The sequence below is a fragment of the Actinoplanes rectilineatus genome, assembly GCF_000962825.1.
Classification (GTDB): domain Bacteria; phylum Actinomycetota; class Actinomycetes; order Mycobacteriales; family Micromonosporaceae; genus Actinoplanes; species Actinoplanes rectilineatus.
Map to the genome: position 1 here is coordinate 1 of NZ_JZKF01000064.1, position 23,472 is coordinate 23,472.

General features: G+C 70.7%; 22 protein-coding genes. 5 read left to right on the forward strand and 17 right to left on the reverse strand.

Annotated features, from left to right (window positions below):
• From WH85_RS33665 to WH85_RS33690, 6 genes are all read right to left on the reverse strand, one after another.
• Nucleotides 1–277, reverse strand: a 277-nt coding sequence (locus WH85_RS33665; protein WP_211275528.1) for a hypothetical protein, incomplete at its 3' end; no start/stop codon positions are given.
• Nucleotides 278–395: 118 nt separating this feature from the next.
• Nucleotides 396–896, reverse strand: coding sequence for a hypothetical protein (locus tag WH85_RS33670; RefSeq protein WP_045746131.1), 501 nt, complete (start codon nucleotides 894–896; stop codon nucleotides 396–398).
• Nucleotides 897–906: 10 nt separating this feature from the next.
• Nucleotides 907–2,094, reverse strand: a complete 1,188-nt coding sequence (locus tag WH85_RS33675; protein ID WP_045746132.1) for an ABC transporter permease — start codon at nucleotides 2,092–2,094, stop codon at nucleotides 907–909.
• The gene (locus WH85_RS33680) at nucleotides 2,091–2,771 is read right to left on the reverse strand and encodes an ABC transporter ATP-binding protein (RefSeq protein ID WP_045746133.1); all 681 of its coding nucleotides are present in this window, start codon (nucleotides 2,769–2,771) and stop codon (nucleotides 2,091–2,093) included. The genes WH85_RS33675 and WH85_RS33680 overlap by 4 nt, the downstream gene beginning before the upstream one ends.
• 3 nt (nucleotides 2,772–2,774) lie before the next feature.
• On the reverse strand, nucleotides 2,775–3,944 hold the full coding sequence (locus tag WH85_RS33685) for an efflux RND transporter periplasmic adaptor subunit (RefSeq protein ID WP_045746134.1): 1,170 nt from the start codon (nucleotides 3,942–3,944) through the stop codon (nucleotides 2,775–2,777).
• A 49-nt stretch (nucleotides 3,945–3,993) separates the two neighbouring features.
• Nucleotides 3,994–5,103 carry an efflux RND transporter periplasmic adaptor subunit gene (locus tag WH85_RS33690; RefSeq protein ID WP_045746135.1) on the reverse strand — a complete coding sequence of 370 codons (1,110 nt, stop codon included), beginning with the start codon at nucleotides 5,101–5,103 and terminating at the stop codon, nucleotides 3,994–3,996.
• A gap of 58 nt (nucleotides 5,104–5,161) precedes the next feature.
• On the opposite strand from WH85_RS33690, the gene WH85_RS33695 reads away from it, so the two are divergent.
• On the forward strand, nucleotides 5,162–6,169 hold the full coding sequence (locus WH85_RS33695; RefSeq protein ID WP_169792519.1) for a sensor histidine kinase: 1,008 nt from the start codon (nucleotides 5,162–5,164) through the stop codon (nucleotides 6,167–6,169).
• On the opposite strand, the gene WH85_RS33700 is transcribed toward WH85_RS33695, so the two are convergent.
• A complete protein-coding gene (locus tag WH85_RS33700; RefSeq protein ID WP_045746136.1) occupies nucleotides 6,166–6,549 on the reverse strand; it encodes a response regulator transcription factor in 384 nt (127 codons plus the stop codon). The two genes, WH85_RS33695 and WH85_RS33700, sit on opposite strands and share 4 nt — an antisense overlap.
• Before the next feature lie 35 nt (nucleotides 6,550–6,584).
• Between WH85_RS33700 and WH85_RS33705 the strand changes: the two genes are divergently transcribed.
• A complete protein-coding gene (locus WH85_RS33705; RefSeq protein WP_052720994.1) occupies nucleotides 6,585–8,453 on the forward strand; it encodes an ATP-binding protein in 1,869 nt (622 codons plus the stop codon).
• A gap of 138 nt (nucleotides 8,454–8,591) precedes the next feature.
• Here the strand turns inward: WH85_RS33705 and WH85_RS49225 are convergent, their stop codons facing one another.
• The gene (locus WH85_RS49225; protein ID WP_083449450.1) at nucleotides 8,592–8,906 is read right to left on the reverse strand and encodes a TetR/AcrR family transcriptional regulator; all 315 of its coding nucleotides are present in this window, start codon (nucleotides 8,904–8,906) and stop codon (nucleotides 8,592–8,594) included.
• A gap of 365 nt (nucleotides 8,907–9,271) precedes the next feature.
• Between WH85_RS49225 and WH85_RS33710 the strand changes: the two genes are divergently transcribed.
• Both WH85_RS33710 and WH85_RS33715 read left to right on the forward strand, forming a co-directional pair.
• Nucleotides 9,272–10,258, forward strand: a complete 987-nt coding sequence (locus WH85_RS33710) for an NsdA family TPR-like regulatory protein (RefSeq protein ID WP_045746137.1) — start codon at nucleotides 9,272–9,274, stop codon at nucleotides 10,256–10,258.
• A 1-nt stretch (nucleotide 10,259) separates the two neighbouring features.
• Nucleotides 10,260–11,156, forward strand: coding sequence for a 1-aminocyclopropane-1-carboxylate deaminase/D-cysteine desulfhydrase (locus WH85_RS33715; protein ID WP_045746138.1), 897 nt, complete (start codon nucleotides 10,260–10,262; stop codon nucleotides 11,154–11,156).
• On the opposite strand, the gene WH85_RS47645 is transcribed toward WH85_RS33715, so the two are convergent.
• Nucleotides 11,153–13,021: a pentapeptide repeat-containing protein gene (locus WH85_RS47645; protein ID WP_052720995.1), complete on the reverse strand. Its 1,869-nt coding sequence runs from the start codon at nucleotides 13,019–13,021 to the stop codon at nucleotides 11,153–11,155. The genes WH85_RS33715 and WH85_RS47645 overlap by 4 nt on opposite strands.
• 213 nt (nucleotides 13,022–13,234) lie before the next feature.
• Complete coding sequence (locus tag WH85_RS33725; RefSeq protein ID WP_045746139.1) at nucleotides 13,235–13,792, reverse strand: GNAT family N-acetyltransferase; 558 nt, start codon at nucleotides 13,790–13,792, stop codon at nucleotides 13,235–13,237.
• Nucleotides 13,793–13,891: 99 nt separating this feature from the next.
• Here WH85_RS33725 and WH85_RS33730 point away from each other — a divergent pair, with 99 nt between their 5' ends.
• A complete protein-coding gene (locus WH85_RS33730; protein ID WP_052720996.1) occupies nucleotides 13,892–14,650 on the forward strand; it encodes a dioxygenase family protein in 759 nt (252 codons plus the stop codon).
• Nucleotides 14,651–14,656: 6 nt separating this feature from the next.
• Here WH85_RS33730 and WH85_RS33735 read toward each other — a convergent pair whose 3' ends face one another.
• The 7 genes from WH85_RS33735 to WH85_RS33765 form a co-directional block, all read right to left on the reverse strand.
• Nucleotides 14,657–15,964, reverse strand: coding sequence for a hypothetical protein (locus WH85_RS33735; RefSeq protein ID WP_045746141.1), 1,308 nt, complete (start codon nucleotides 15,962–15,964; stop codon nucleotides 14,657–14,659).
• A gap of 12 nt (nucleotides 15,965–15,976) precedes the next feature.
• Nucleotides 15,977–16,648, reverse strand: a complete 672-nt coding sequence (locus WH85_RS33740) for a LutC/YkgG family protein (protein WP_045746170.1) — start codon at nucleotides 16,646–16,648, stop codon at nucleotides 15,977–15,979.
• Nucleotides 16,645–18,069: a LutB/LldF family L-lactate oxidation iron-sulfur protein gene (locus WH85_RS33745; RefSeq protein WP_045746142.1), complete on the reverse strand. Its 1,425-nt coding sequence runs from the start codon at nucleotides 18,067–18,069 to the stop codon at nucleotides 16,645–16,647. The genes WH85_RS33740 and WH85_RS33745 overlap by 4 nt, the downstream gene beginning before the upstream one ends.
• Nucleotides 18,066–18,800, reverse strand: coding sequence for a (Fe-S)-binding protein (locus tag WH85_RS33750; protein WP_045746143.1), 735 nt, complete (start codon nucleotides 18,798–18,800; stop codon nucleotides 18,066–18,068). The genes WH85_RS33745 and WH85_RS33750 overlap by 4 nt, the downstream gene beginning before the upstream one ends.
• 3 nt (nucleotides 18,801–18,803) lie before the next feature.
• The gene (locus tag WH85_RS33755) at nucleotides 18,804–20,183 is read right to left on the reverse strand and encodes a rhamnulokinase (protein WP_045746144.1); all 1,380 of its coding nucleotides are present in this window, start codon (nucleotides 20,181–20,183) and stop codon (nucleotides 18,804–18,806) included.
• Nucleotides 20,180–22,210: a bifunctional rhamnulose-1-phosphate aldolase/short-chain dehydrogenase gene (locus tag WH85_RS33760; protein ID WP_045746145.1), complete on the reverse strand. Its 2,031-nt coding sequence runs from the start codon at nucleotides 22,208–22,210 to the stop codon at nucleotides 20,180–20,182. The genes WH85_RS33755 and WH85_RS33760 overlap by 4 nt, the downstream gene beginning before the upstream one ends.
• 106 nt (nucleotides 22,211–22,316) lie before the next feature.
• A complete protein-coding gene (locus WH85_RS33765; RefSeq protein WP_045746146.1) occupies nucleotides 22,317–23,351 on the reverse strand; it encodes a LacI family DNA-binding transcriptional regulator in 1,035 nt (344 codons plus the stop codon).
• Nucleotides 23,352–23,472 lie beyond the last annotated feature (121 nt).

A 23,472-nucleotide genomic window follows, 5' to 3' on the forward strand; every position in this document is an offset into this window, starting at 1 on the left:
GGGTGGCGCCGTCGCTCGAGGCGATCTTCTCGGCGGCGCCGGCGGCCGCGGTGGCCGGCAGGCCCTGTTCGATCGCTGCTATCAGGTCGTCGTGGGACACGCCCCGTTCGGTGGCGATGTCGTTGAGCGTCTTACCGGTGCCGAGCTCGTCCTTCAACTCCGCGCTGCTCAGGCCGAGTGTTTCGGCAACCTTCATCATCGGGTCGTTCTTCGGCTGTGCCGGTTGGTACGTGGCCGTATACCCGCCAGCCGAGACGCTGCTGATGGAGGTCGTCATGTCGGTGCTCTCCCCGCGTCCGTCGGGGCGCCTGTCGCCCCGCACAGTGGGTCAGATCGGCCGGACGGACGGCTACCTGCGTTTTCTCGCCCCATTCGATGAGAAAAAGACAGCGGGGTCAGGAGAAGCCGGTGACGGTGGTGGCGGTGACCGCTCCGGAGGCGTCGGCCGCGCCGTCGACGGTCACCGCCTGGCCGGCGACGAGTTCGGCGAGCGTCCCGATCCGGCTGGTACGGACGGTGGTCGTGTCGTTCGTCCGTACGATGACGGTCTGTCCTTGATCGGTTTGCAGGTAGAGGGTCGTCCCGTCGACCAGCTTGACCGTCCCGGACGTCCCCGATGCGCCGGAGACGGCCACCGAGGGGCCGGGCTGCGGGCCCATCGAGAAGCCCCGGCCGGGCGGCGAGGCCGACGACGTGGTGGTGGCACCGCCCCAGCGGGTGTGTGCCAGGACGCCGCCGAGGAAGCCTCCGACCAGCAGGACCGCGGCGACCAGCGCCAGGGTGGTCCGGTTCCACCAGCGGCGGGGCGCGGCCGCGGCGAGCGCGTCGGTCAGGTCGTCGAGAGCGGGCGGCGGGTCGAGTACCTCGGTCTTGTCGTCGGTACGGGATTCAGGCAACGGAGGTTCCTCACTCGTAGCGCAGCGCGTCGATGGGCCGCAGCCGGGCGGCGCGGGCGGCGGGCAGGCCACCGAAGAAGAGCCCGATCAGGATGGAGACGCCCAGGGCGAGCACGACCGAGCTGGGCACGATCACCGGTCGGACGCCGACGATCTCGAACCGGCTGCCGAGGACGGCGGCGGCGACGCCCAGGCCACCGCCGATGACGCTGAGCAGGGTGGCCTCGATCAGGAACTGGGTCAGGATCACCCGGCGGGGCGCGCCGAGGGCTTTGCGGATGCCGATCTCGCGGGTTCGTTCGGTGACGGTGACCAGCATGATGTTGGTGATGCCGATGCCGCCGACCAGGAGGCTGATGGCGGCGACCGCGCCGAGCAGCGTGGTGAACGTGTCGGCGGTCTCGGTCTGCGTCTCGAGGAGCTGGGACGCGTTCTGGATGCGGTACGCCGCGGTGCCGGAGCTGCCGGCCGGCAGTTTCCGGTCGAGGATGGTGGTGATCTCGGACTGGGCGGTGTCGACCATGCCGGAGCCGCGGGCCTCGACCAGGATCGAGCTGAGCGCGCCGTACCCGGCGATGACCTGCCGGACCGCGCTGATCGGGGCGACGGCGGTGTCGTTGGCGTCCTGGAATCCCGACGAGCTCTTCTCCTCGAGGACGCCGACCACGGTGAACAGTGCCCCGCCGATGGTGACCTGGACGCCGACCGGGTCGATGCCGGGGAACAGTTCCTCGGCGACGGTCTGCCCGATCACGGTGACCCGGCGGGCCTGGGCCTCGTCGTCGGCGGTGAACGCACTGCCGGAGCCAACGCCGAAGTTGGAGGCGGTGAACCAGTCCGGGGTGGTGCCGACGAACGCGCTGACCTCGTGGTCGCTGCCGTCGTAGGTGAGGGTGGCCGAGGTGCTGACCACCGGGGACACCGAGGCCACGTCGGGGGCGAGCACGGGGTCGTCGAGGGCGCCGGCGACGGCCATGGTCAGGCCGCCGCTGCCCCGGCTGGTGCTCATCACGGTCAGCGTGTTCGTGCCGAGCGCCTCGATGCGGTCGCTGATCGCCTTGGCGGAGCCGTTGCCGACGGCGACCAGCAGGATCACCGCGGCCACGCCGATCAGGATGCCGAGCATGGTCAGCGACGACCGCAGCTTGTTGGCGCCGATGCCGCGCAGCGCGAACCGGAGGATCTCCCACGGGCTCATGAGACGATCCGGCCGTCGAAGAGGGTGATCAGCCGGTCGGCGCGGGCGCCCACCTCGTCCTCGTGGGTGATCAGCACGATGGTGCGGCCGGCCGCGTTGAGGTCTTCGAACACGGCGAGCACCTCCTCGGTGGCGTGGCTGTCCAGGTTTCCGGTGGGTTCGTCGGCGAGCAGCAGGGCCGGTTCGGTGACCAGGGCGCGGGCCACCGCGACACGCTGCTGCTGGCCGCCGGAGAGCTGGTTGGGCTGGTGGCCGGCCCGGTCGGCGAGGCCCACCAGGTCGAGGGCGAACATCGCCCGGCGGCGCCGTTCGGCGGAACGGATGCCGGAGTACGCCAACGGCAGCTCCACGTTGGCGACCGCGCTGGTCCGGGGTATCAGGTTGAACGCCTGGAACACGAACCCGATCAGCCGGTTGCGGACCAGGGCGAGCTGGCTGTCCGACAGGGAGCCGACGTCCACCCCGTCGATCAGGTACGCCCCGGTGCTCGGCACGTCCAGGCAGCCGAGGATGTTCATCAGGGTCGACTTGCCGGACCCGGACGAACCCATGATCGCCACGTAGTCCGCGCGGTCCACCCGCAGGGTCACGCCGTCGAGGGCGCGGACCAGGGTGTCGCCCTCCCCGTACACCTTGGTCACGTCCCGCACGTCGAGGACCGGCCGGCTGCCGGGCATCGGTCAACGCCCGCCCGGTCCGGTGCCGCCTCCGGGCGGGGCACCGCCACCGCCGCTGAGCCCGCCGCCACCGAACCCGCCAGCGCCGCCGCCGGAGGTGGTGGTGGTGCCGGTGGTTCCGGTCGGGATGACCACCTTCTCGCCGGCGGTCAGACCGGAGATGATCTGGTACGCGTCGTCGCCCTGCAACCCGACCTGCACCGCCCGGGTCTGCTGCCCGCCGGCCGCGTCGAGCACGGTCACCGAGTGCCGGTTGCCGGTCGTGGTGACCGCCGCCGCGTTGACCGCGACCGCGTCGGTGACGGTGCCGGTGACCACGGCGACGCTGACGGTCTGCCCCGGCCTGGCGCCCTCCGGCGGGTTCGGCAGGCTGATCGTCACCCCGTACGTGACGACGTTGTTGCTGCTCGTCGCGGTCGGGTCGATGGCGGTGACGGTGCCGGTGGCGGTGGCGTTCTGCAGGGCGTTCCAGGTGACGGTGGCGGTCTGGCCCTCGTCGAGCTGGGTGGCGTCGGCCTCGGAGAACGCGGCGGTGATCTGCAGTCTCGTCAGGTCGGCCAGGTCGACGAACCCGCCCGACGAGGTGGACGAGCCGGACGAGCCGGACGAGCCGGAGGTGCCGGACTGGGACGACGACGCCGAGGACGAGCCGCCGACCGTCCCGTTGATCGCGACCACGGTGCCGGACATCGGCGCGGCGAGCCGCGTGCCGGTGACCGCGGCCTGCGCCGCCTCGACCTGCAGTTCGGCCTGGGTGACCGCGTTGGTGGCGCTGCTCGTGTCGGTGCCGGCGTCCTCGGCCCGGTCGAGGGCGTCCTCGGCGGCGTCCAGGTCGGCCCGGGCCAGGGACAGGTCGCGCTGGGCGCTCGCCGGATCGACCCGGGCCAGCAGTTCACCGGTGGCGACGGTCTGCCCGACTTTGACCTTGATGGTGGTGACCGTGCCGGCGGTGGTGAAGGTGGCCGTCGCGGTCGCGGCGCTGGCCACCGCGCCGTCGGCGGTGACCGTCCGGGTCACCTCGCCCTGGGTGACGGTGAGGGTGCGGGTGCCGGCGCTGGCCCGGGTGCCGGAGCCGGTGTCGCGCAGCAGGCTCCAGCCCCAGACGGCGGCGCCGACGAGCAGCAGCACCAGGAGGGCGTTGATGGCCGTACTGGGTCGTCGGAGCGCTTTCACCGCCTCATCATGCCGAGAAAGACCGGTTGATGGTGTGGTGATCCGGAAATCACCAGGAACGTACGACCTGAGCGCCCTCGTCCAGTCCGCCGGTTATCTCGGTGTACTGGTCACCGCGCAGGCCGACGGTCACCGACCGTTCCTCGGAGGTCGTGCCGGAGCGCAGCAGGACCGTGCCGGCGCCGTCGCTGATGTCGTGGACGGCGGTGGACGGCACCCGCAGCACGTCGTCGGCCTGCCCGGTGCGGACCCGGACCTGGGCGCTCTGGCCGATCAGCAGGTCCGCCGGGGCGTCGGTGAAGGCCAGCACCACGCCGTAGCGGACCAGGGTGCCGTCCGAGGTGCCGACCGGGTCGACCTGGACGACCGTGGCGGTCAGGCCGGCGGCGTCGGCGAGGGTCACGGTGGCGGTCTGCCCACTGGTCAGGGCACCCGCGTCGGCCTCCGGGAAGTCGGCCTCGACCTGCATGGTGGCGGTGCCGGCGAGGCTGACGAACGTGGTGCCGGCCTCGGCCTGGTCGCCGACGCCGCCGGCCACGGCGAGGACGGTACCGGCGATCGGCGCGGTGATCACGGTGCCGTCCAGGGCGTCCTCGGCCCGGTCGACGGCGCGTTCGGCGTTGTTGACCGCCTGTTCGGCGGTGAGGACCTGGTCGGCCCCGGTGTCCGGGTAGCCCTGCGTGACACAGGGCGTGGGGGCGGCGGAGATCGCGGGACGGGCGGTCACGCGTACACAGGAATCGGCGTTCTTGGTGGTCTTCGCGGCGGACCGGCGGGCCTGGGTGAGCCGGTCGCGGGCGTCGGCGAGTTTCTCCTCGGCGTCGCTGACGGCGGTGACCGCGTCGGTGTCCTCGATCGCGGCGAGCGTGTCACCCTTGTCGACGGTGTTCCCGGGACGCACGTCGACGGCGTCGACGGTGCCGGAGACGGCGAACGTCAGGTTGCGGGTGGTGGCCGGCTGTACGGTGCCAGTGGTGGCCACGTCGAGCGTGACCTCGCCCCGGTCCACGGCCGCGATCACGACGGTGGCCGGTGCGGCGGTCTCCTCGTCGGCGAGCGCCCAGGTGATACCGCCCGCAACGGCGCCCAGTGCGACGATCACGACACCGATCCCGCGCCAGTGCCGGTAACGACGGTTTCGCCCGGTTAGCTTGCTCATGATCCTAGATTGTGACGGTTTACCGCCTCATCGGACCTCGATTCGCAGGGAGCCCTCCGTGCAGAGCGTTTCGGCACAGCTCCCCCCGGTGGTCGAGGCCCTCGTGCAGCACGTCGAGTGCGGGGTGCTGATCGCCGCCGACGACGTGGTGGTCACCGCCAACCCGGCGTTCCTGCAACTCTTCGGGGCGATGCCGGACGAGCTGGCCGGCCTGCGGATCGACGAGATCGCCGACCGGGAGGCGCTGCGCAACGCCCCGGACTTCTGGACCGGGCGGCACGCCGCGCACGGCCACCGGCACCGGCACGCGCTGCCCGGCGACCGGGTGATCGAGGGACGCTGGCATCTGCTGCCGTCCGGCGGTCCCCGGCTGGTCGCCGCCGTGATCACCGACCTGACCGCGGAGGTGCAGGTCCGGCACCGGATGCGCGAACACAACCGGGCCCTGGCCGAACTGGCCGCGACCAAGACCGAACTGGTCAGCGCGCTGCTGCACGAACTGCGCACCCCGCTGGCCGCGGCGATGGCGATGGTCGGGCTGCTGCCGGAACGCACCGCCGACCCGATGGTCAACGACGCGCTGCCGACCATCTCCCGCAACCTGCGCCGCATCGAACACGCCGCCACCGAGATCGCCACGATCAGCAGCATCGAATGCGGGGCGACGGAGATGGCCGACGCCCCGTTCGACCTGCCGACCATGCTGATCGAGGTGGCCACCGAGGCGGGAGTGCCGGTGGACACCCGGCCCGGCGCCGGCGAGGTGACCGGCGACCGGACCCGGCTCGTCCAGGTGTTCCGGCGGCTGCTGAGCGCGGCGCGGGCCCTCGGCGGTGAGCCCCGCGTCGACGCCACGGCCGACGGCCACCAATGGTGTGTGGGGTTGCGGCTGCCCAGCCATCTGCCCGCCGACCAGCTGTTCACGGCGGGCGGGCCGGGCGGGAACGCGACCGCTCTGATGCTGGCGCGAGCGGTGGTGGGCCGGCACGGCGGTGAGGTCAGGGTCGAGACCTTCGGGGGTACGCCGTACCTGATGGTCCGCCTCCCCCGCGCGACGGCCGTCTAGCTGCGGGCCTGATGTCCCCGGGCGGTGAGGGCCGCGACCCGGGTCAGCAGGTCCTGCGCGGTGAACGGCTTGACCAGGTAGTCGTCGGCGCCCGCGTCGAATCCGGACGCCACGTCCAGCCACTGGCCCCGCCCGGTGAGCAGGATGATCGGGATGTTCGCGGTCTCGGCGTCGTCGCGCAGCGCCCGGCACACCTCGAGACCGGTCATGTCCGGCATCGTCACGTCCAGGACCGCACAGTCGGGCGGCTGCTCGTGGGCGGCCCGCAGACCGTCGCGACCGCAGGTGCGGGTGGCGACGTCCAGACCACCGGAGCGCAGCACCGTCTCGACGATCTGCAGGATCGTCGGATCGTCGTCCACGACAAGCACCGAAGTCACCCCAACCCCCTTGATCACTACATACAGTAAATGTCATGCCGGATCCGTATGATCCGAACGCCGATCGCCGGCTCTCACGGTGGACCGTGAGCCGGATGCTCGCCGCCGGGTACCTGATCACATTCCTCGCCCTGATCACCGTGGCCCTGGTCGCGGACAGCTCACCGGGCGACCACCGACTGCTCCTGGCCGTGGTCCTGATGGCCGCCGGGGTGACCGGGGTCTGCGCCTGGTTCACCGGTTCCCGGATCGCCGACCCGGTCACCACCCTCACCGAAGAGACGCCCGGCACGGCCTCCGGTCACGAGCACGAACCACGGGAGATCGCACAGGTGGCTTTGGCGCTGCACGCGTCGGCGGCCGAACTGCGGGCCGCCCACGACGAGACCGCCGTGGCGAGAGCGGCCGAGGCGGCGTTCCTGGCGACGCTGGACCAGCAGATCCGTACCCCGATGAACGCCATGATCGGAATGACCGGCCTGCTGCTCGGCACGGATCTGGACGAACGCCAGCGGGAACTGGTCGAGACCGTGCACGCCAGCGGCGGTTCCCTGCTCGCGACCGTTGACGACGTGCTGGACCTCGCCCGCGTCGACGCCGGCGACCTCACCCTCGACACGAAGCCGTTCGCCCTGCGCCGGTGCGTGCAGGAGGCGATGAACCGGGTCGCACCGGACGCCGCCGGCAAGGGCCTGCACCTGTCCAGCCACCTGACCGACGACTGCCCGGAGACGGTCGTCGGCGACGAGAACCGGATCCGGCAGATCCTGGCCGGGCTGCTCGGCAACGCGGTCACCTACACCGAACACGGCGCGGTGACCGTGGCGGTGTCGGCGGCACCGGACCTGGCCTGCGCCCAGACCGGGCGGGTGGCGATCCGGTTCGCCGTCCGGGACACCGGCATCGGCATCCCGGCCGACCGGCTGGACCGGCTGTTCGTGCCGTTCAGCAACGGGGCGTCGCTCAGCCTGGCGGTGGCCCGGCGGCTGGCCGCGGCGATGGACGGCGGGATCACGGTGGACAGCCAGCCCGGACACGGGTCGACGTTCTCGGTCACGCTGCGCCTCGGCACCGCGGCGGGGGCCGTACCGGAGCCGGAACCTGCGGTCGCGGTGTCGCCGGCCCGGTCGCTGCTCGTGCTGGTCGCCGAGGACAACCCGGTGGACCAGCAGGTGGCCCGGCTGCTGCTGGAGCAGCGCGGCCACCGGGTGGAGACGGCCGGTGACGGGGAGACCGCGGTGGCGGCCATCCGGCGTACCCGATATGACCTGGTGTTGATGGATGTGCAGATGCCGGTGCTGGACGGGCTGACCGCCACCCGCCTGATCCGGGCCGACCCGCCGCCGCACGGGGCACCGCGGATCGTGGCGCTGACCGCGAACGCCCAGACCGCCGACCGGACCGCCGCGGACCGGGCCGGCATGGCCGGGCTCCTGCCGAAAGCGGACCTGGAGAAGGAACTGGACGCGGTGCTGGCCGAGGCGGCGGCCCACTCCGACGTGCTGCTCGCCGGGGACGGACCGCAGCCCGGCCCGGACGACGCGGAGTCCGACAACATCCGCGCCTGCGTGGACGCCATCACCGGCGACCGCGACGACGACCGGCACCGGGTCGCCGAACTCCTGTCGAACTTCGCCGACCGGCTGCCGGTGCTCCTGCACAAGATGGAGGACGCCGCGATCCACGGCGACACCCGCAACCTGGCCCGCCTCGCCCACGGCCTGAAGGGCTCGTCGGCGACCCTGGGGGCGAACCACTTCGCGGCGATGTGCGCCGACCTCGAGGACCGGGCGCTGCTGGACCCGGACGACTCCGGCGAACTGATCCGCGGCCTGCACCACCACGCGGGCGCCATCACCGGCGTGATGACGTCCCTCTCGCAGGAGCTGACCGACGTCCGGTGACCGTGGTGCCGCATGCACTGCGGGTGGGGCCGGGTCTGCCCGGGGATTCCACTCGCGGAGGTCTCGGGCATGACTACCGTCGGCGGTCGTACACCCGTGGTGGGTGTGGGCACACCCACCACGGGTGTGACACTTTTTCTACAAACCAGTCCTGCCGGTCGACGGCGACCTGATCGGGTTCGGGCACCTGTCGGCGCCGGCATGGCGCACCCCGCGGCCGGGCCGAGGACCGCACTGACGCGGGCGGCCGCGGCCCGGGCCTGCCGCAGGCTGTTCGCGCCGTAACCGAGGCAACTCGTCCCAGTCGTCGACGTGCCGGTACAACGCCATCGGCGAACACCCGCGCAGCCCGGCCACCCGGCGCATGGTGACGGCCTCGACACCACCCTGCTCGGCGAGCTCCCGCCCGGCACTCACGATCGCCGCCCGGCTCAGGGTCCTCTTGGTCGCCACCCCGCGACGCTACGGCATCCGGGGTCCGCGGACTCGCCGGGCAGACCGGTGATGGCTCACGCTCCACCGAAGCGACCCGCATGAAGATGCCAACGACAGGCCTCCGAGAGAGGGACCGAAGTCCCCTCGAAACCGTCTCCTCTTGGTCCGACGAAGCGGCCTGCATTAACATCCGCATAGGTATTCATCGACCTGTTCTCGCGATTCTATTCTGCTGATCGGCGAGCGGGGAGGATGGCAGTGATGCGCCTCATCGACCGGCCGACGGGACATCGGCTACCCCGCCACCATCGCGATCATGAGCAATATCGACAGAGGCGGCTAAACTGGCGAACAGGCCGGCCGACGATCGTCCGGGCGGTCTGATGGTCGCCCGACGTTCCGTTCTGATGATGCTGCTCGCAGGTGGCACGCTCATGATCGATCGCTCCGGATCCCCCGAGATTCCCATCAGGATCGACGCCGATGCCGTCGATCTCCTCCGCCGGCGCACCCGCAGTCTCCGCGATGAGTCCACCGAGGTCGTCGAACCGCTTGTCGACCGGCTGGAGTCACACGCCGGGCTCCTCAGCGGGCTGCTCGGCGGCACACCGCGGACGTTCCGCGTGCCAATCGGTCAGATGGCCTCCGAGACGGCCTGGCTCGCCGCCAACGCGCACGCCGACAACGGCGACGACCGCCAGAGTCTCGAGTGGGGCAAACGGGCCGCCCGGCTGGCACGCGAGGTCAATGACCAAGACCTCCGTGCGCACGCGCTGACCCGGATCAGCCGCACCCATCTCTCGCTGAAGGACCCGGCCGCAGCATTGGAAGCCCTGGAACGCATCGACGCCCGACGGCTCTCGCCGTACGGCCGGGCCCGCCTGGAGGTTCATCGCGCACTCGCCTACTCCCGGCAGGAGACCGCCGCCGGACCGGTTCGTGCGAGCAGCGCCTTCCGCGCGCTGGACATCGCCCGAGAGTCCCTCATGGCCGCCGGTTCGCACAGCCCACGACCCGAATGGGTGTGGTGGAACGACGACGAGGGGTTCGTCAAGAGCTGGGAATCGGAGGCCCTCCGCTCGCTGGAGTTGCCTCGGCTCGCCGTTCCCGCATTTCAACAGGCGATCGTCGCGGCGGGCCAGGAGGACATCCGTGAACTACCGTTCCTCCGCGGCGGGCTCGCCGAGGCACTCGCCCATGGCGGCGACCTGGACGCGGCAGCGGAGGAAGCGGTCCGGGCCGTTCTCCTCGCCCGCGCGGTCGACGCCGATGCAGCTCTGGGCCGCGTCCGCGCTCTCCATCGGACACTGAATCTGCGTGCCCCGCACAGCCGGCATGTGCAGTCATTGCGGGAAGCACTACGCTCGTGACATGCAGGAGCCGATGACACCGACGCCGCTGCACGAGATATCGGATCCGATTCTCGCCGAACGGCAGGTCCAGCTCTTCATGAAAAGGGACGACCTCATTCACCCCACCATTCCCGGAAACAAATGGCGGAAGCTGAAATACAACATCGCCGCCGCCCGGAACGCCGGGGCGCATTCTATTCTCACCTTCGGCGGCGCCTACTCCAACCACATCTATGCCGCCGCCTCCGCCGGAAAGATTTTCGGCTTCCGCATGATCGGCGTCATCCGCGGCGAGGAACACCTGCCGCTGAACGACGTGCTGCGGCACGCCGTCGACTGCGGCATGGAGATCACCTATCTCGACCGGCCCAGCTACCGCGACAAGTACGCACCGGAGGTGCTCGCACCCCTCCGCGAACGGTACGGCGACTTTCACCTGCTGCCGGAAGGCGGTTCGAACTGCCATGCGATCCGGGGCGTCGCAGAACTCGTCGACGAGTTGGACACGGAGTTCGATCACATCGTCTGCCCCATGGGCACCGGCGGGACACTCGCCGGGATCATCACCGGGCTCCAGGGCCGCGCACAGGTTCTGGGCGTCAGCTCCCTCAAGGGCGGCACCTTCCTCTACGACGATGTTCGCGCCCTGCTCTCTACCTGCGGCACGCCCGATCCTGGTAACTGGTCGGTTCTGCTCGACTACCACTTCGGTGGCTTCGCGAAGCACACCGCGGAACTCGACGCCTTCATCGCCGGCTTCCGAAAGCGACACGGCATCCCCCTGGACTTCGTCTACACCGGCAAGATGATGTACGGAATCTTCGACCTGGTGAAACAAGGCCATTTTCCGGCCGGGAGCCGGATCGTGGCCGTACACACCGGTGGCGTCGACACGAGCCGCAAGGTCGGCGACTAGCGTTTGACTCGATTGCGTACGGCCAGCAGGCCGAGCCCCAGCAGCAACGGGCCGAGGAGCCGGACGGTCAACCGCAGGACGGCACCAGTCGTGGTCAGCGCGACGTTCCGGTCCGGGGTGAAGACCAACGCGTCGATGGTGAACAGCAGGCCTTTCACATAGTTCGGTTCCACACCCGGATCAGCGACGAGGCCGTAGCGGGCGAAGAGGACGCCATGCACCAGGAGGACTCCGAGCAGACCCGCAAAGGCACGCCAAGCGTGTAGGCCGTACCCAGAGATCAACCAGTACAGGTACAGGATGACGCGGTCCGCCAAGGGCGTCGTCTCCGCCCTGCGGCGCATCTCCATCTCGCCGTAGTAGAAGTCCGCCGCGCCGGGCTCGTTCTTAGCGTCCTCGAACGACTTCCTCAACGCCCGGTACATGGTGGCGAGGCGATCGGCGGACAGAATCTCGACGGCGTTCCCAGTCTGTTCGGTGACCCAGCCCGGAACAGCCGTCACAGCCGTGCTCCACCGCCGTCGCACCAAGGCTGGTGACCGGCGGGCAGCCGACGCACGCCAGGAACGCTCCTCGGCGAGCACCCGCCGCCTTGTCCACAGCGGCAGAACCGGAATCCGGTGTCCGCGGACTCGGATCGCCGGCGATGCAGGCGAGGAGCTGAACGCCCGCACCCCCTCGATTTTGATCTTGTCGAGATTGTGCGCGGCGGCGAAAAGACAACCGGCGATATCAAGATCGACAATGGTGAGGTTACTGACGTCGACGCGGCGCAACGAATGGATTCCCGGCCCCACCGGGTTCGCGACATCGGCCGTGAGAGCGGCGAGCGTCGAGGGCCCGGCGAACACCGCGCCGTCGAACACCATCGCACCCGCATCGAGACTGATGGATATCCCCTCGGCAAAACGCGCCCCCACCGCGACGAGACGGCCGGTAGAGACCTGGAGCCGCATCCGTCGCTGCACGACCGCGTGACTCAGAGTCAGAACCGGGCCGGTGTCCACCGGTCCGAGATCGGTGGCCTCGGCGAACTCGGCCCGCGAGAACCAGAGCCCACCCCGGAACGTCGATGCGTCGAGATAGCACTGACCACGGAAGCAACAACCGTCGAACCTCGCCGGACCGGCACAGTCCAGTCCGTCGAGCCAAACCGAACCGGTGAACTGGGCCTCATCGGTAGTCAGTTCCGACCGGAACCGCGCGCGGGTGGCCCGCAACTCGCGGGCGAACTCGGCACCGCCGAAGGATGCCTCCGCACCGAATTCCGCCTCCGTGAAAAGGGTAATGCCGCCGAAAGCACACCGACCGAAGTCGGCACCGGATCGGAACGAACAGCCCTCGAAGGAGGCGTCGCCACGAAAGGCCGCCCGAGCGAAACGGCTTCTACCGGCGACAACTGTCGCGTCGAACCGGGCCAGCCGGTCGACGGACGCCCCCATCATCGACAGGTTCCCGCCCACCACGCAACGCTCCAGCCACAATGACTGCCCGAACACCGCTTCGTCGAATGTCGTGCTGCTCGCGAACCGAGAACCGGTGAAACGGCCCTCGTCGACGAACCTGGTCTTGGTAAACATCGCCCGCCGGGTGAACCGGACTCGCTGGAAACGCGCGGGCGTCTCGAACATCGCCCCATCGAAACGGACACCGCCCCGGAATGTCGTCTCATCGAAAGTAACCTCGCCGTCGAAACGGCACCCGGAGAAGTCCACGTCATTCAGAAAGATCGCTCCGTCGGCGGCGAACCGATGGAAGACGGCAGGCTCGTCGCCTGTCAACCGGCTCAGGAGCGACCGCGTCACGCGTGTGCCCCGCAGATCGACCGCACCGTCGCGCCGCGCCTTCGCCACGAACTCCGCCACTGCGGAGGGGCCGGCATGAACTGCACACTTGTCCGAGTCCGTCAGCCGCACACCCCGGCATTGCGGGCTACTGCATCCGGGCCACGGCAGTCGCCTCTCCGTCCGCGCACGCGGCATGCCCCTGCCCCTCGCCGCCCCACGGCACCGTTGACCGGAGGCTAGGTGGCACGAGCATAGACACGCTGTTCACAACGGACAACCCAGAGCCTTTCATCAATGCAATGCGGCGGCCCACTCCGCCCGGGTGATCGCGTACTCGACCTCGCCCTGCTCGGTGCCCGGCAGTGGGTCCTCGAAGTGTTCGTGGAAGGTGCGGATGTGGCGCAGGCCGACCTTCGCCATCACGCCCCGCGAGCCCACGTTGACCGCCATCGTCTGGGCGACCACCCGCTCCTGGCCTGCCTCCTCGAACGCGTACCGCAGCAGTTCCCGCGACGCCTCGCTGGCCAGGCCCTGACGCCAGGCCCGCCGCATCAGCCGGTAACCCAGCTCGGCGGTGCGCGGGCCGTCCGCCGGTGGCAGCATCATCAGCCCGACGAACTCGCCGTCCTCGTCGTCCCGGAACGCCATCCAGAAGCCGAGCCCGTCGACCCGCCCGGCGGCCGCCACCCGCCGCGCGTGCGCCACGGTGACCTCGTCCCGCGTCCGGGCCCGCCCGAACAGGTAGCGCAGCACCTCGGCGTCACCGTCGAGCTCCACCTCCAGCTCGAAGTGCCGGTCGGCGAGCGGAACCATGAGGAGCCGCTCGGTGCGCAGTACAGGCTGAGGCATCCCGTCACCTTCACACACCGTTTTCACCGACCGCGACGCATTTCCCCCGTGGGTGCGACAGGATCTTCTGCGACACCTCATTTGACCAGGAGAAACGCCGTGGACCACGAACCGCACGGGCATGATCTGGGACTGGCGCACGACCTTCCGCTGCTGCGGCGGCGCGGGCTGCTCGGGCTCGCCGGCGGGACGATCGCCGCCCTGGGGCTGGCGGGGCCGGCCGCGGCGTCGATCAAGGCGATCCCGGAGGAGACGTCCGGCCCGTACCCGGCGGACGGCTCCAACAGCAACAGCCTCAACGTTCTCGACGACACCGGGATCGTGCGCAGCGACATCCGGACGAACTTCGGGTCGGTGACGGGGAGCGCTGCCGGCGTACCGCTGACGATCAAGCTGAAGCTGGTGACGGCCAAGACCGGGAAGGCGCGGTCCGGGCTGGCCGTCTATCTGTGGCACTGCGACCGGGACGGCAACTACTCGATGTACTCCGAGGGCATGACCGACGCGAACTACCTGCGCGGGGTCCAGGCCACCGCGAAGACCGGCTGGCTCACCTTCCGCAGCATCTTCCCGGGCTGTTACGCCGGGCGGTGGCCGCACATCCACTTCGAGGTCTACCCGAGCGTGGCGAAGGCGACCACCTACAAGAACAAGCTCCGCACCTCGCAGATCGCGATCCCGGCCGACGCGGCGTCGAAGGTCTACGCCACCGACGCGTACGCCAGCAGCAAGCGCAACCTCGCCCAGATCAGCCTGAAGACCGACAACGTCTTCAAGGACGGCTGGACCACCGAGACCCCGTCGATCACCGGCTCGGTGTCCGCCGGTTTCGTCGCCACCCTGACCGTCGGCGTCTGAGCCGGTTCAGCGCGGCAGGGTCCGTTCGACGGTCAGGGTCCGCGCTCCGGTGGAGACCCGCCGGCGGCGGCCGCCGAGGATCTCGAACGCCGTGGTCAGCCCGTGGGTGGCGGTTGCCGTCACCAGGCCGCTGACGATGGCGTACTCCGGGGGCAGGCCCAGCGCGTTGCCGGCGATGGTGCCCACCCCACCGGCGACGTGGGCGGTGATCGGGTTGATCCGGTGCAGGAACGTCGAGAACCGGGCGGGCCGCTGCCGGCCGCGCGACCAGGTCAGCAGGTCGTCGGCGTACGCGGTGACGGCCGCCCGCAGTTGTTCCTCGGTCCGGGCGCTGGGGTAGGCGCTCCACTCGTCGCGGCGCCGGAAGTATTCGCCGCCTTTCTCCGCCGCGACGGCGAGCAGGTCGGCGCCGCCCGCGGCCAGGAGCGCCCCGGTCTCCGGCAGGCGCAGGTCCATCGAGAAGCCGGCGGCGGGCGCGGCCGTCGGCACGTCGAGGTTCCCGACCACCACCTCGGCGTTCGCCATCAGGGCCGACGGGATGTTGTGCCGGGCGCCGAAGTGATGTGCCTGGAACCGCTCGTAGGTGATGTTGACGGCGTCGACGAAGAGCTGCGCGTTCGCCCGCAGCTCTGGTCCGCCGGCCCGGTGTGCCGCGTCGACCAGGTCGGACGGCAGGGCGAACGAGTGTCCGTCGTCGAGCCAGCCCTCGCTGCGGCCGACGGCGTTCCACATCTCGTGGCGGCGTACCCCGGTGCCGCCGAGGCGGGCGGTCGCGGCCCGGGACAGGCCGGTGGACTCGTGGCGCCACCGCCGGATGTCGTGCCACCGCGCGGCCAGGGCCTCGTCGACGCGGGGTTCGTCGTCGCGCAGCACGCGCTCGATCTCCACGCCGAAGAGTGTCCCCATGTCGTCCGGCCAGACCCGGCGCGCCGGGTTCCCGTTACGCCGGTATGCCTCGTCGAGTCGCATGGCGAGCACGGGCGGGCTGGTGGTGGTGTACTTCTCCTCCTGGATGTCGCGTGCCCGGTCGGTCGACACGATCGACGCGAGTGCGTCGCGGAACGAGTGGTCGCTCGCGTACCGGAAGGCGGGCACGATCCGGCCGGCGCCGACGGCCCGGAGGAAGAGCCCGTCGTCGCCGCCCTGCTCGATGTGCCGGATGAGGTGCCGGTTGTTGAAGAAGAAGACGTCGGTGACGGTCAGCGACGGCTCGAACAGCAGGTTGAAGACCAGACTGTCGTCGAACGCCCGGTCGGTGATCTCATGCTCGATGGTGTCGTCACTGGAGCTGAAGTAGATTCCCGCCGCCCCCATCGCATGATCATATCAATCGCCGTCATCGCCTTCGAGAAGGATGACGTGCAGGTGGCGGGGGCCGTGGACGCCCTCGACGCGGTTGAGTTCGATGTCGCTGGTCGCGGAGGGGCCGCTGATCCAGGTGAGCGGGCGGCCGGGGGTGAGCCGGGCGACCGCCTCCGGGACGGACGCCACCACCTGGGAGGGTCGCAGCACGATGATGTGCACGTCGGGCAGCAGGGTGATGATGCGCCGGCCCTGGTCCGGTGAGGCGTCCAGCACGATCGTGCCGGTTTCGGCCACGGCCACGGCGGCGGCGGTGAGGACCGCGTCGGCGGCGGCTATCCGGTCGGGCGCGAGGCCGTCGTCGGGGAAGGCGCCGGCTGGTCGCCACGCTTCCGGCAGCCCCGGGGGTACGAGCACCGCGGCGTCCCGCGAGACGGCGGCATCGTTCCCGGCCGCGGAGGACGCGGGCGCAGAGGCGGCGGCGGCCCGGGACGTGATGGCGGTGACGGTCGCCGCCACCTCCGACGGGGGAACCCGGTAGACCTCGGCCTTGTAGTCGACCAACCGGTCCACCAGGATCTCCAGGTCCGCGGCCGGGAACTCCCGGCGGTAGTCGCGGGGCACCGGCGCGACGGCCGGTGGCGCGTCCCGCAGCGCCGCCCGCACCCGCCCGAGGATCAGGTCTCGCGAGCTCATCGGGCGGCCCACCAATCGCGGAAGGTCTGGTCGGGGAACTCGGGCAGGTCGCGGCCCGCCGTCCACCCCGAGAACGGCGGTGGCAGTCCCCGGCCGCGGCGGCCCACGATGCGGGCCAGTTTGGCGGCCCGTTGCGCGCGGGCGTACAAGCGGGGGTTCTGCATCACCCGGGAGGCCGTGGCCATCACCGCCCGCTCGGCCCGCGGGTGGGGTGCCTGGTTCCGCAGGTGCACCAGGATCGACGGAATGTCGATCTTCACGGGGCAGGCGTCGAAACACGCGCCGCACAGCGTGGAGGCGTAGGGCAGTGACGCGTTGTCCTCGATCCCGGTCAGCTGCGGGGAGAGGATCGCGCCGATCGGGCCGGGGTACACCGAGCCGTACGCGTGCCCGCCGGTCCGCTCGTACACCGGGCACACGTTGAGGCACGCCGAGCAGCGGATGCAGTGCAGGGCCTGGCGTCCCACCTCGTCGGCCAGGACCGCGCTGCGGCCGTTGTCCAGCAGGACCAGGTGGAAGTTCTGCGGCCCGTCGCCGGGGGTCACGCCGGTCCACATCGTCGTGTACGGGTTCATCCGTTCGCCGGTGGACGCGCGCGGCAGCAGTTGCAGGAAGACTTCCAGGTCACGCCACGTGGGCAGGATCTTCTCGATGCCCATCACGGTGATCAGGGTGTCCGGCAGGGTCAGGCACATCCGCCCGTTGCCCTCCGACTCGACGACGGCGAGGGTGCCGGTCTCGGCGATCGCGAAGTTGGCCCCGCTCACCGCGACCCGGGTGGACAGGAACGTCTCACGCAGATAGCGACGAGCCGCGGCGGCCAGCACCGGCGGGTCGTCGGTCAGTGACGGGTCCACCCCGGGCATGGCGCGCAGGAAGATCTCCCGGATCTCCGAGCGATTGCGGTGGATGGCGGGTACCAGGATGTGGCTGGGCTTGTCCTCGCCCAGTTGCACGATGAGTTCGGCCAGGTCGGTCTCGACCGGGGTGATCCCGGCCGCCTCCAGGGCCTCGTTGAGGGCGATCTCCTGGGTGGCCATCGATTTGACCTTGATGACCCGGTCCGAGCCGGTCTCCCGGACCAGCCGGGTGACGATCTCGTTGGCCTCGTTGGCGTCGGCGGCCCAGTGCACCGTGCCGCCCGCCGTGGTCACCCGGGTCTCCAGCTCCTCCAGCAGTTCGGGGAGCCGGGACATCACGTCGGCCTTGATCGCCGAACCGGCGGAGCGCAGGTCCTGCCAATCGGGCAGCTCGGCGATGACCCGGCCGGACTTGCCGCGGATCGTGGTGGTGGCGTGCCGCAGGTTGCGCCGCATCTGCGAGTTGCCGAGAGCGGTCCGCGCGGCGGCCGGGAACGGCTCGTCGCCCCGCAGATGGCCGACCCCGCGCGGAGCAAAAGCGGGCATTCCCAGAAATGTCATGAGATCTCCGTGGAAGCTAGGATCTCTGCCAGGTGTACGGTCCGCACCCCGGTCCGCAACCGGCTCAGGCCGCCGCCGATGTGCATCAGGCAGGACGCGTCGCCGGCCGTACACACGTCGGCGCCGGTGGAGACCACGTTCGACATCTTGTCGGCGAGCATCGCCGTGGACGTCGCGGCGTTCTTCAGCGAGAACGTGCCGCCGAACCCGCAGCACTGCTCGGCGCCGGGCAGCTCGACCAGGTCGATGCCGCGCACCTGCCGGAGCAGGCGCAACGGCTTGTCACCGACCCGCGCGACCCGCAGCGAGTGGCAGGTCGGGTGGTAGGTGACCCGGTGCGGATAGTACGCACCCACGTCCTCCACCTTCAGCACGTCGATCAGCAGCTCGGACAGCTCGTAGGTACGGGCGCCCACGTCGGCGGCCCGGGACGCCAGCCCGGCCTCCCCGTGGGACCGGGCCACCATCTCGTGCTGGTGCCGGATCGAACCGACGCACGACCCGGACGGCGCGACGATCACGTCGTACGGGTCGAACGTGGACACGTACTGCCGGACCAGCGGGAGCGCGTCCTTCTGGTAGCCGGTGTTGATGTGCATCTGCCCGCAGCAGGTCTGTTCGAACGGGAACACCACCTCGTGCCCGAGCCGCTCCAGCAGCAGAACGGTCGCCTTCACCGCCTGCGGGTAGAGCGTGTCGGCCAGACAGGTCGCGAAGAGCGCGATCCGCACGGTTCACCTTCCCACTCGGGCGGCGGCGGCCGTCCAGGCGGCCGCGTCACCACGCGGTTCGTAGCGCACGATCCGTTGAGTCTCGCGTACCAGGGCGCGCAGCGCATCCAGTCCACCGTCGACCACGCCGGCGGCACGGGCCTGGACGAGCAGGTTGCCCAGGGCGGTGGCCTCCACCGGCCCGGCGAGCACCGGCAACCCGCACGCGTCCGCGGTGAGCTGGCACAGCAGTTCGTTGAGTGCTCCCCCGCCGACCAGGTGGATCACCGAGACGTCCCGGCCGGAGAGTTCCCGTGCCTGCACGATCGCACGCCGGTGGGCCAGCGCGAGGCTGTCCAGGATGCACCGGGTGATCACCGCGGGCGAGGCGCCGGCGGGCAGCCCGGCGGCCTTGCGGAGGCGGCCGGACATGTCGCCGGGGGGCATGAACACCGGGTCGTCGAGATCGACGAGATGGGACAGCGACGAAACCTCGGATGCCGCCGCCAGCAATGACGAGATATCCGATATCTCCCACTCGCGCAGGCACTCCTGCAACGGCCACAGGCCCATCACGTTCCGCAGATACCGGATCGTCGAGTCGACGCCACCCTCGTTGGTGAAGTTGGCCGCGCGCGACGCGGCACTCAGCACCGGCCGGTCCAGTTCCAGACCGACCAGCGACCACGTCCCGCAGGAGATGTAGGCGAAGTCCGGTCCGGACGCCGGCACCCCGACGATCGCCGACGCGGTGTCGTGCGAGCCGACCGCCACCACCGGCGTCCCCTCGTACCGGCCGATGATCTCCCCCGGCTGCCGCAGCGGTGGCAGCAGGTCGGCCCGCAACCCCAGATCGGAGATCAAGGACGAGGACCATTCCCGGGTACGCACATCGAGCAGTCCCGTGGTCGACGCGTTGGTGTACTCCGCCCCGATCTCCCCGGTCAGCCAGTAGGCGAGCAGGTCGGGCACCAGCAGCAGCCGCTGGGCCGCCCGGTACTGCGGGGTGTCCCGGGCCGCGATCAGCTGGTAGACCGTGTTGAACGGCAGCGTCTGCAGGCCGGCGATCTCGTAGAAGTCACCGAACCGCTCGGCGATCCCGTCGGTCCGGGCGTCCCGGTAGTGCACCGGGTTGCCCAGCAGCGCCCCGCTCGCGTCGATCAGTCCGTAGTCGACGGCCCACGAGTCGATACCGATGCCGTCCACCGGCCCGGCGGCCCGCAGCCCGTCGAGCACCCCGCGGAACAGCGACAGGATGTCCCAGTGCAGCGTCCCGCCGACCCGCACCGGCTCGTTCGGGAACCGGTGCACCACGTCCAGGGTGAGACCGTCGCCGAACCGGCCGACCACGACGCGCCCACTGGACGCGCCGAGATCGACAGCGGCGAACGAGGAGGCGGTCACCGCAGGAACGCGGCGGCGACACCCGCGTCGACCGGGACGTGCAGGCCGGTGGTGTGCGACAGCTCGCCGGCGGTCAGCACGAAGACCGCGTTGGCCACGTGCTCCGGCAGCACCTCGCGCTTGAGCAGGGTCCGCTGGGCGTAGAACGCGCCGAGCTCCTCCTCCGGGACGCCGTAGACCGCGGCCCGGTTGGCGCCCCAGCCGCCGGCGAAGATGCCGGAGCCGCGGACCACACCGTCCGGGTTGATGCCGTTGACCCGGACGCCGTGCGCGCCCAGCTCGGCGGCGAGCAACCGGACCTGGTGCGCCTGGTCGGCCTTGGCCGCACCGTACGCCACGTTGTTCGGCCCGGCGAACAGCGAGTTCTTGCTGGAGATGTAGACGATGTCGCCGCCCATCCCCTGGTCGACGAGCACCTTCGCGGTGGCCTTGGCGACCAGGAAGGAGCCCTTGGCCATCACGTCGTGCTGCAGGTCCCAGTCCTGTTCGGTGGTCTCCAGCAGCGGCTTGGAGATGGACAGTCCGGCATTGTTGACGACCAGGTCGACACCGCCGAAGGCGAGGACCGCCTCGGCGACCGCGGCCCGGACGGCGGTCTCGTCGGTGACGTCGGCGGTGACCGCGACGGCCGCGTCCGGGCCGCCGATCTCGCGGGCGACCGCCTCGGCCGTGGCCGGATCCCGGTCGGCGACCACGACGACCGCGCCCTCGGCGGCGAGGCGCAGCGCGATGGCCCGGCCGATGCCGGAACCGCCGCCGGTGACGAACGCGATCCGGGTGGCCAGCGGCTTCGGCTTCGGCATCCGCTGGAGCTTGGCCTCCTCGAGTGCCCAGTACTCGATCCGGAACTTCTCGGCCTCGTCGATCGGGGCGTAGCGGGACACCGACTCGGCGCCGTGCATGACGTTGATGGCGTTGACGTAGAACTCGCCGGCCACCCGCGCGGTCTGCTTGTTGGCGCCGAACGAGAACATGCCCACGCCGGGGACCAGCACGATCGCCGGGTCGGCGCCGCGGATCGCCGGGCTGTCCGCGGTGGCGTGCCGCTCGTAGTAGCCGCGGTAGTCGTCGCGGTACGCCGCGTGCAGCTCCTGGAGGCGGGCCACCACCTCGTCGAGCGGGGCGTCCGGCGCGGTGTCCAGGACCAGCGGCTTGACCTTGGTGCGCAGGAAGTGGTCCGGGCAGGAGGTGCCGAGGGCGGCCAGTTCACCGAGTCGCTCACTGCCGACGAAGGCGAGGACCACGTCACTGTCGGTGAAGTGGCCGACCTGGGGGCGGTCGGTCGAGGCGAGACCGCGGATCACCGGGAACAGAGCGGCGGCCCGCTCACGGCGTACCCCCTCGGGAAGAGCGGGATGGATCTCCGCGCCGAAGGGCGCGCTGCGGCCGTGCCGGGTCAGATAGGCCGCGGCGGTGTTGACGATCTCCAGCGCGTTGGCCTCGGACTCGTCGCTCGTCGCACCCCACGCGGTGATCCCGTGACCGCCGAGGATCACGCCGATGGCCTGCGGGTTCGCCTTCTGCACGGCGGCGATGTCCAGGCCGAGCTGGAAACCGGGCCGGCGCCAGTCGACCCAGAGGACCCGGTCGCCGAAGATCTCCTTGGTCAGGGCCGGGCCGTCGGCGGCGGTCGCGATCGCGATGCCGGCGTCCGGATGCAGGTGGTCGACGTGCGCGACGTCGACCAGGCCGTGCATCGCGGTGTCGATGCTGGGCGCGGCGCCGCCCCGGCCGTGCAGGCAGTAGTCGAACGCGGCGACCATCTCGTCCTCGCGTTCCAGCCCCGGGTAGACGCCGGGGAGCGCGCGCAGCCGGTCGAGGCGCAGCACGGCCAGGCCCGCCTCGGTGAGCGTGCCGAGGTCGCCGCCGGAGCCCTTCACCCAGAGCAGCTCGACCGGTTCGCCGGTGACCGGGTCGGTGCCGGCGCCCTTGGCGGAGGTGTTGCCGCCCGCGTAGTTCGTCGTGCGCGGGTCGGCGCCCAGGCGATGCGAACGGGCGATGAGCTCGGAGACTGCGGGATTCGACATGGCGGTCCTTCGGTCGCGGCGACACGATCAAGATGGGCTTGGCGTGAAACGTTTCAGAATTACGGCAAGATTACGCACGTGCCAAAGGTGGGGTCAAGGGGCGGCGTCAGTCCGCGGGCGGCGCGGCGGTGGTCTCCCGCGCGACCAGCCCGGTGGCGAGCTTGACCTGCCGCGACACCGGCTGATCGCCGGCGACCAATCCCATCAGGGTACGCAACGCGAGTCCCCCGATCTCGCGCATCGGGGTGCGGACCGTGGACAGCTCGGTCGAGGTCGGGACAGCCGCGTAGGTGTCGTCGTAACCGATCACGCTCACGTCCCGTGGCACCCGCAGGCCGAGCGACTCCACCGCCCGGATCACGTTGAACGCGTCCGAGTCGGTGGTCGCGAAGATCGCCGTGGGGCGCGGGCCGGCGCGCTCCAGCATCCGCAGGGCCACCCGGCCCGCGCTGCCCATACCCTCGTGCGACACCAGCGCCGGGTCGAGCGCCACCCCGGCCGCGTCCAGCGCCTCCCGGTATCCGGCGAAGCGTTCCCGCAGGTTGAGGTTGGTGTTGGCACCGCCGACGAAGGCGATCCGGCGGTGCCCGAGATCGAGCAGATGCGCGGTGGCCTGCCGGCCGCCGCCCCAGTGATGCGAGCCGACGCTGACCACCGGGGGCTCCGGGTCGTTCGGCGGGTCGACCGCGACCAGTGCCAGGCCGAGCCGGTCGCAGGCCCGCACCAGGTCGCCGTGGATCCGGGAGGTGACCACCAGGATGCCGGCGTGGCCCTTGGCGGCGACCGATTCGGCCCAGGCCGGGTCGAGGCGGACCGGCTCCCGGCCCTCGGTCAGCAGCGTGGTGGTCATCAGGTCGACGCCGTCGTCCTTGGCCTCGTCGATCGCGCCCTCGAGCACCCGCAGCGAGTAGAGGCTGATCAGCGTGTCGAAGACGAGGGTGACGGTGGCGGTCTCGCGGGGTTCACGGACCTGGGTGGTGGGCGCGTAGTCGAGATCGGACATCGCCCGCTCGACACGCTGGCGGGTGGCGGCCGAGACGCCGGGCCGGTGGTTGAGCACCTTGGACGCGGTCGCCTTGGAGACCCCGGCGCGCTCGGCCACCGCGTCGAGGGTGGCGCGCTCGCCCTTGGACCGGCTCATGGGCGTGGACTCTACCAGTTACGAAACTGTTTCGCGCAGACTTCGAAACACAAAGCAAGACTGGGCCAAGTGCTCTTGACCACCCTGTTTACCTGGACTTAAAGTCGCCGCACCTACGAAA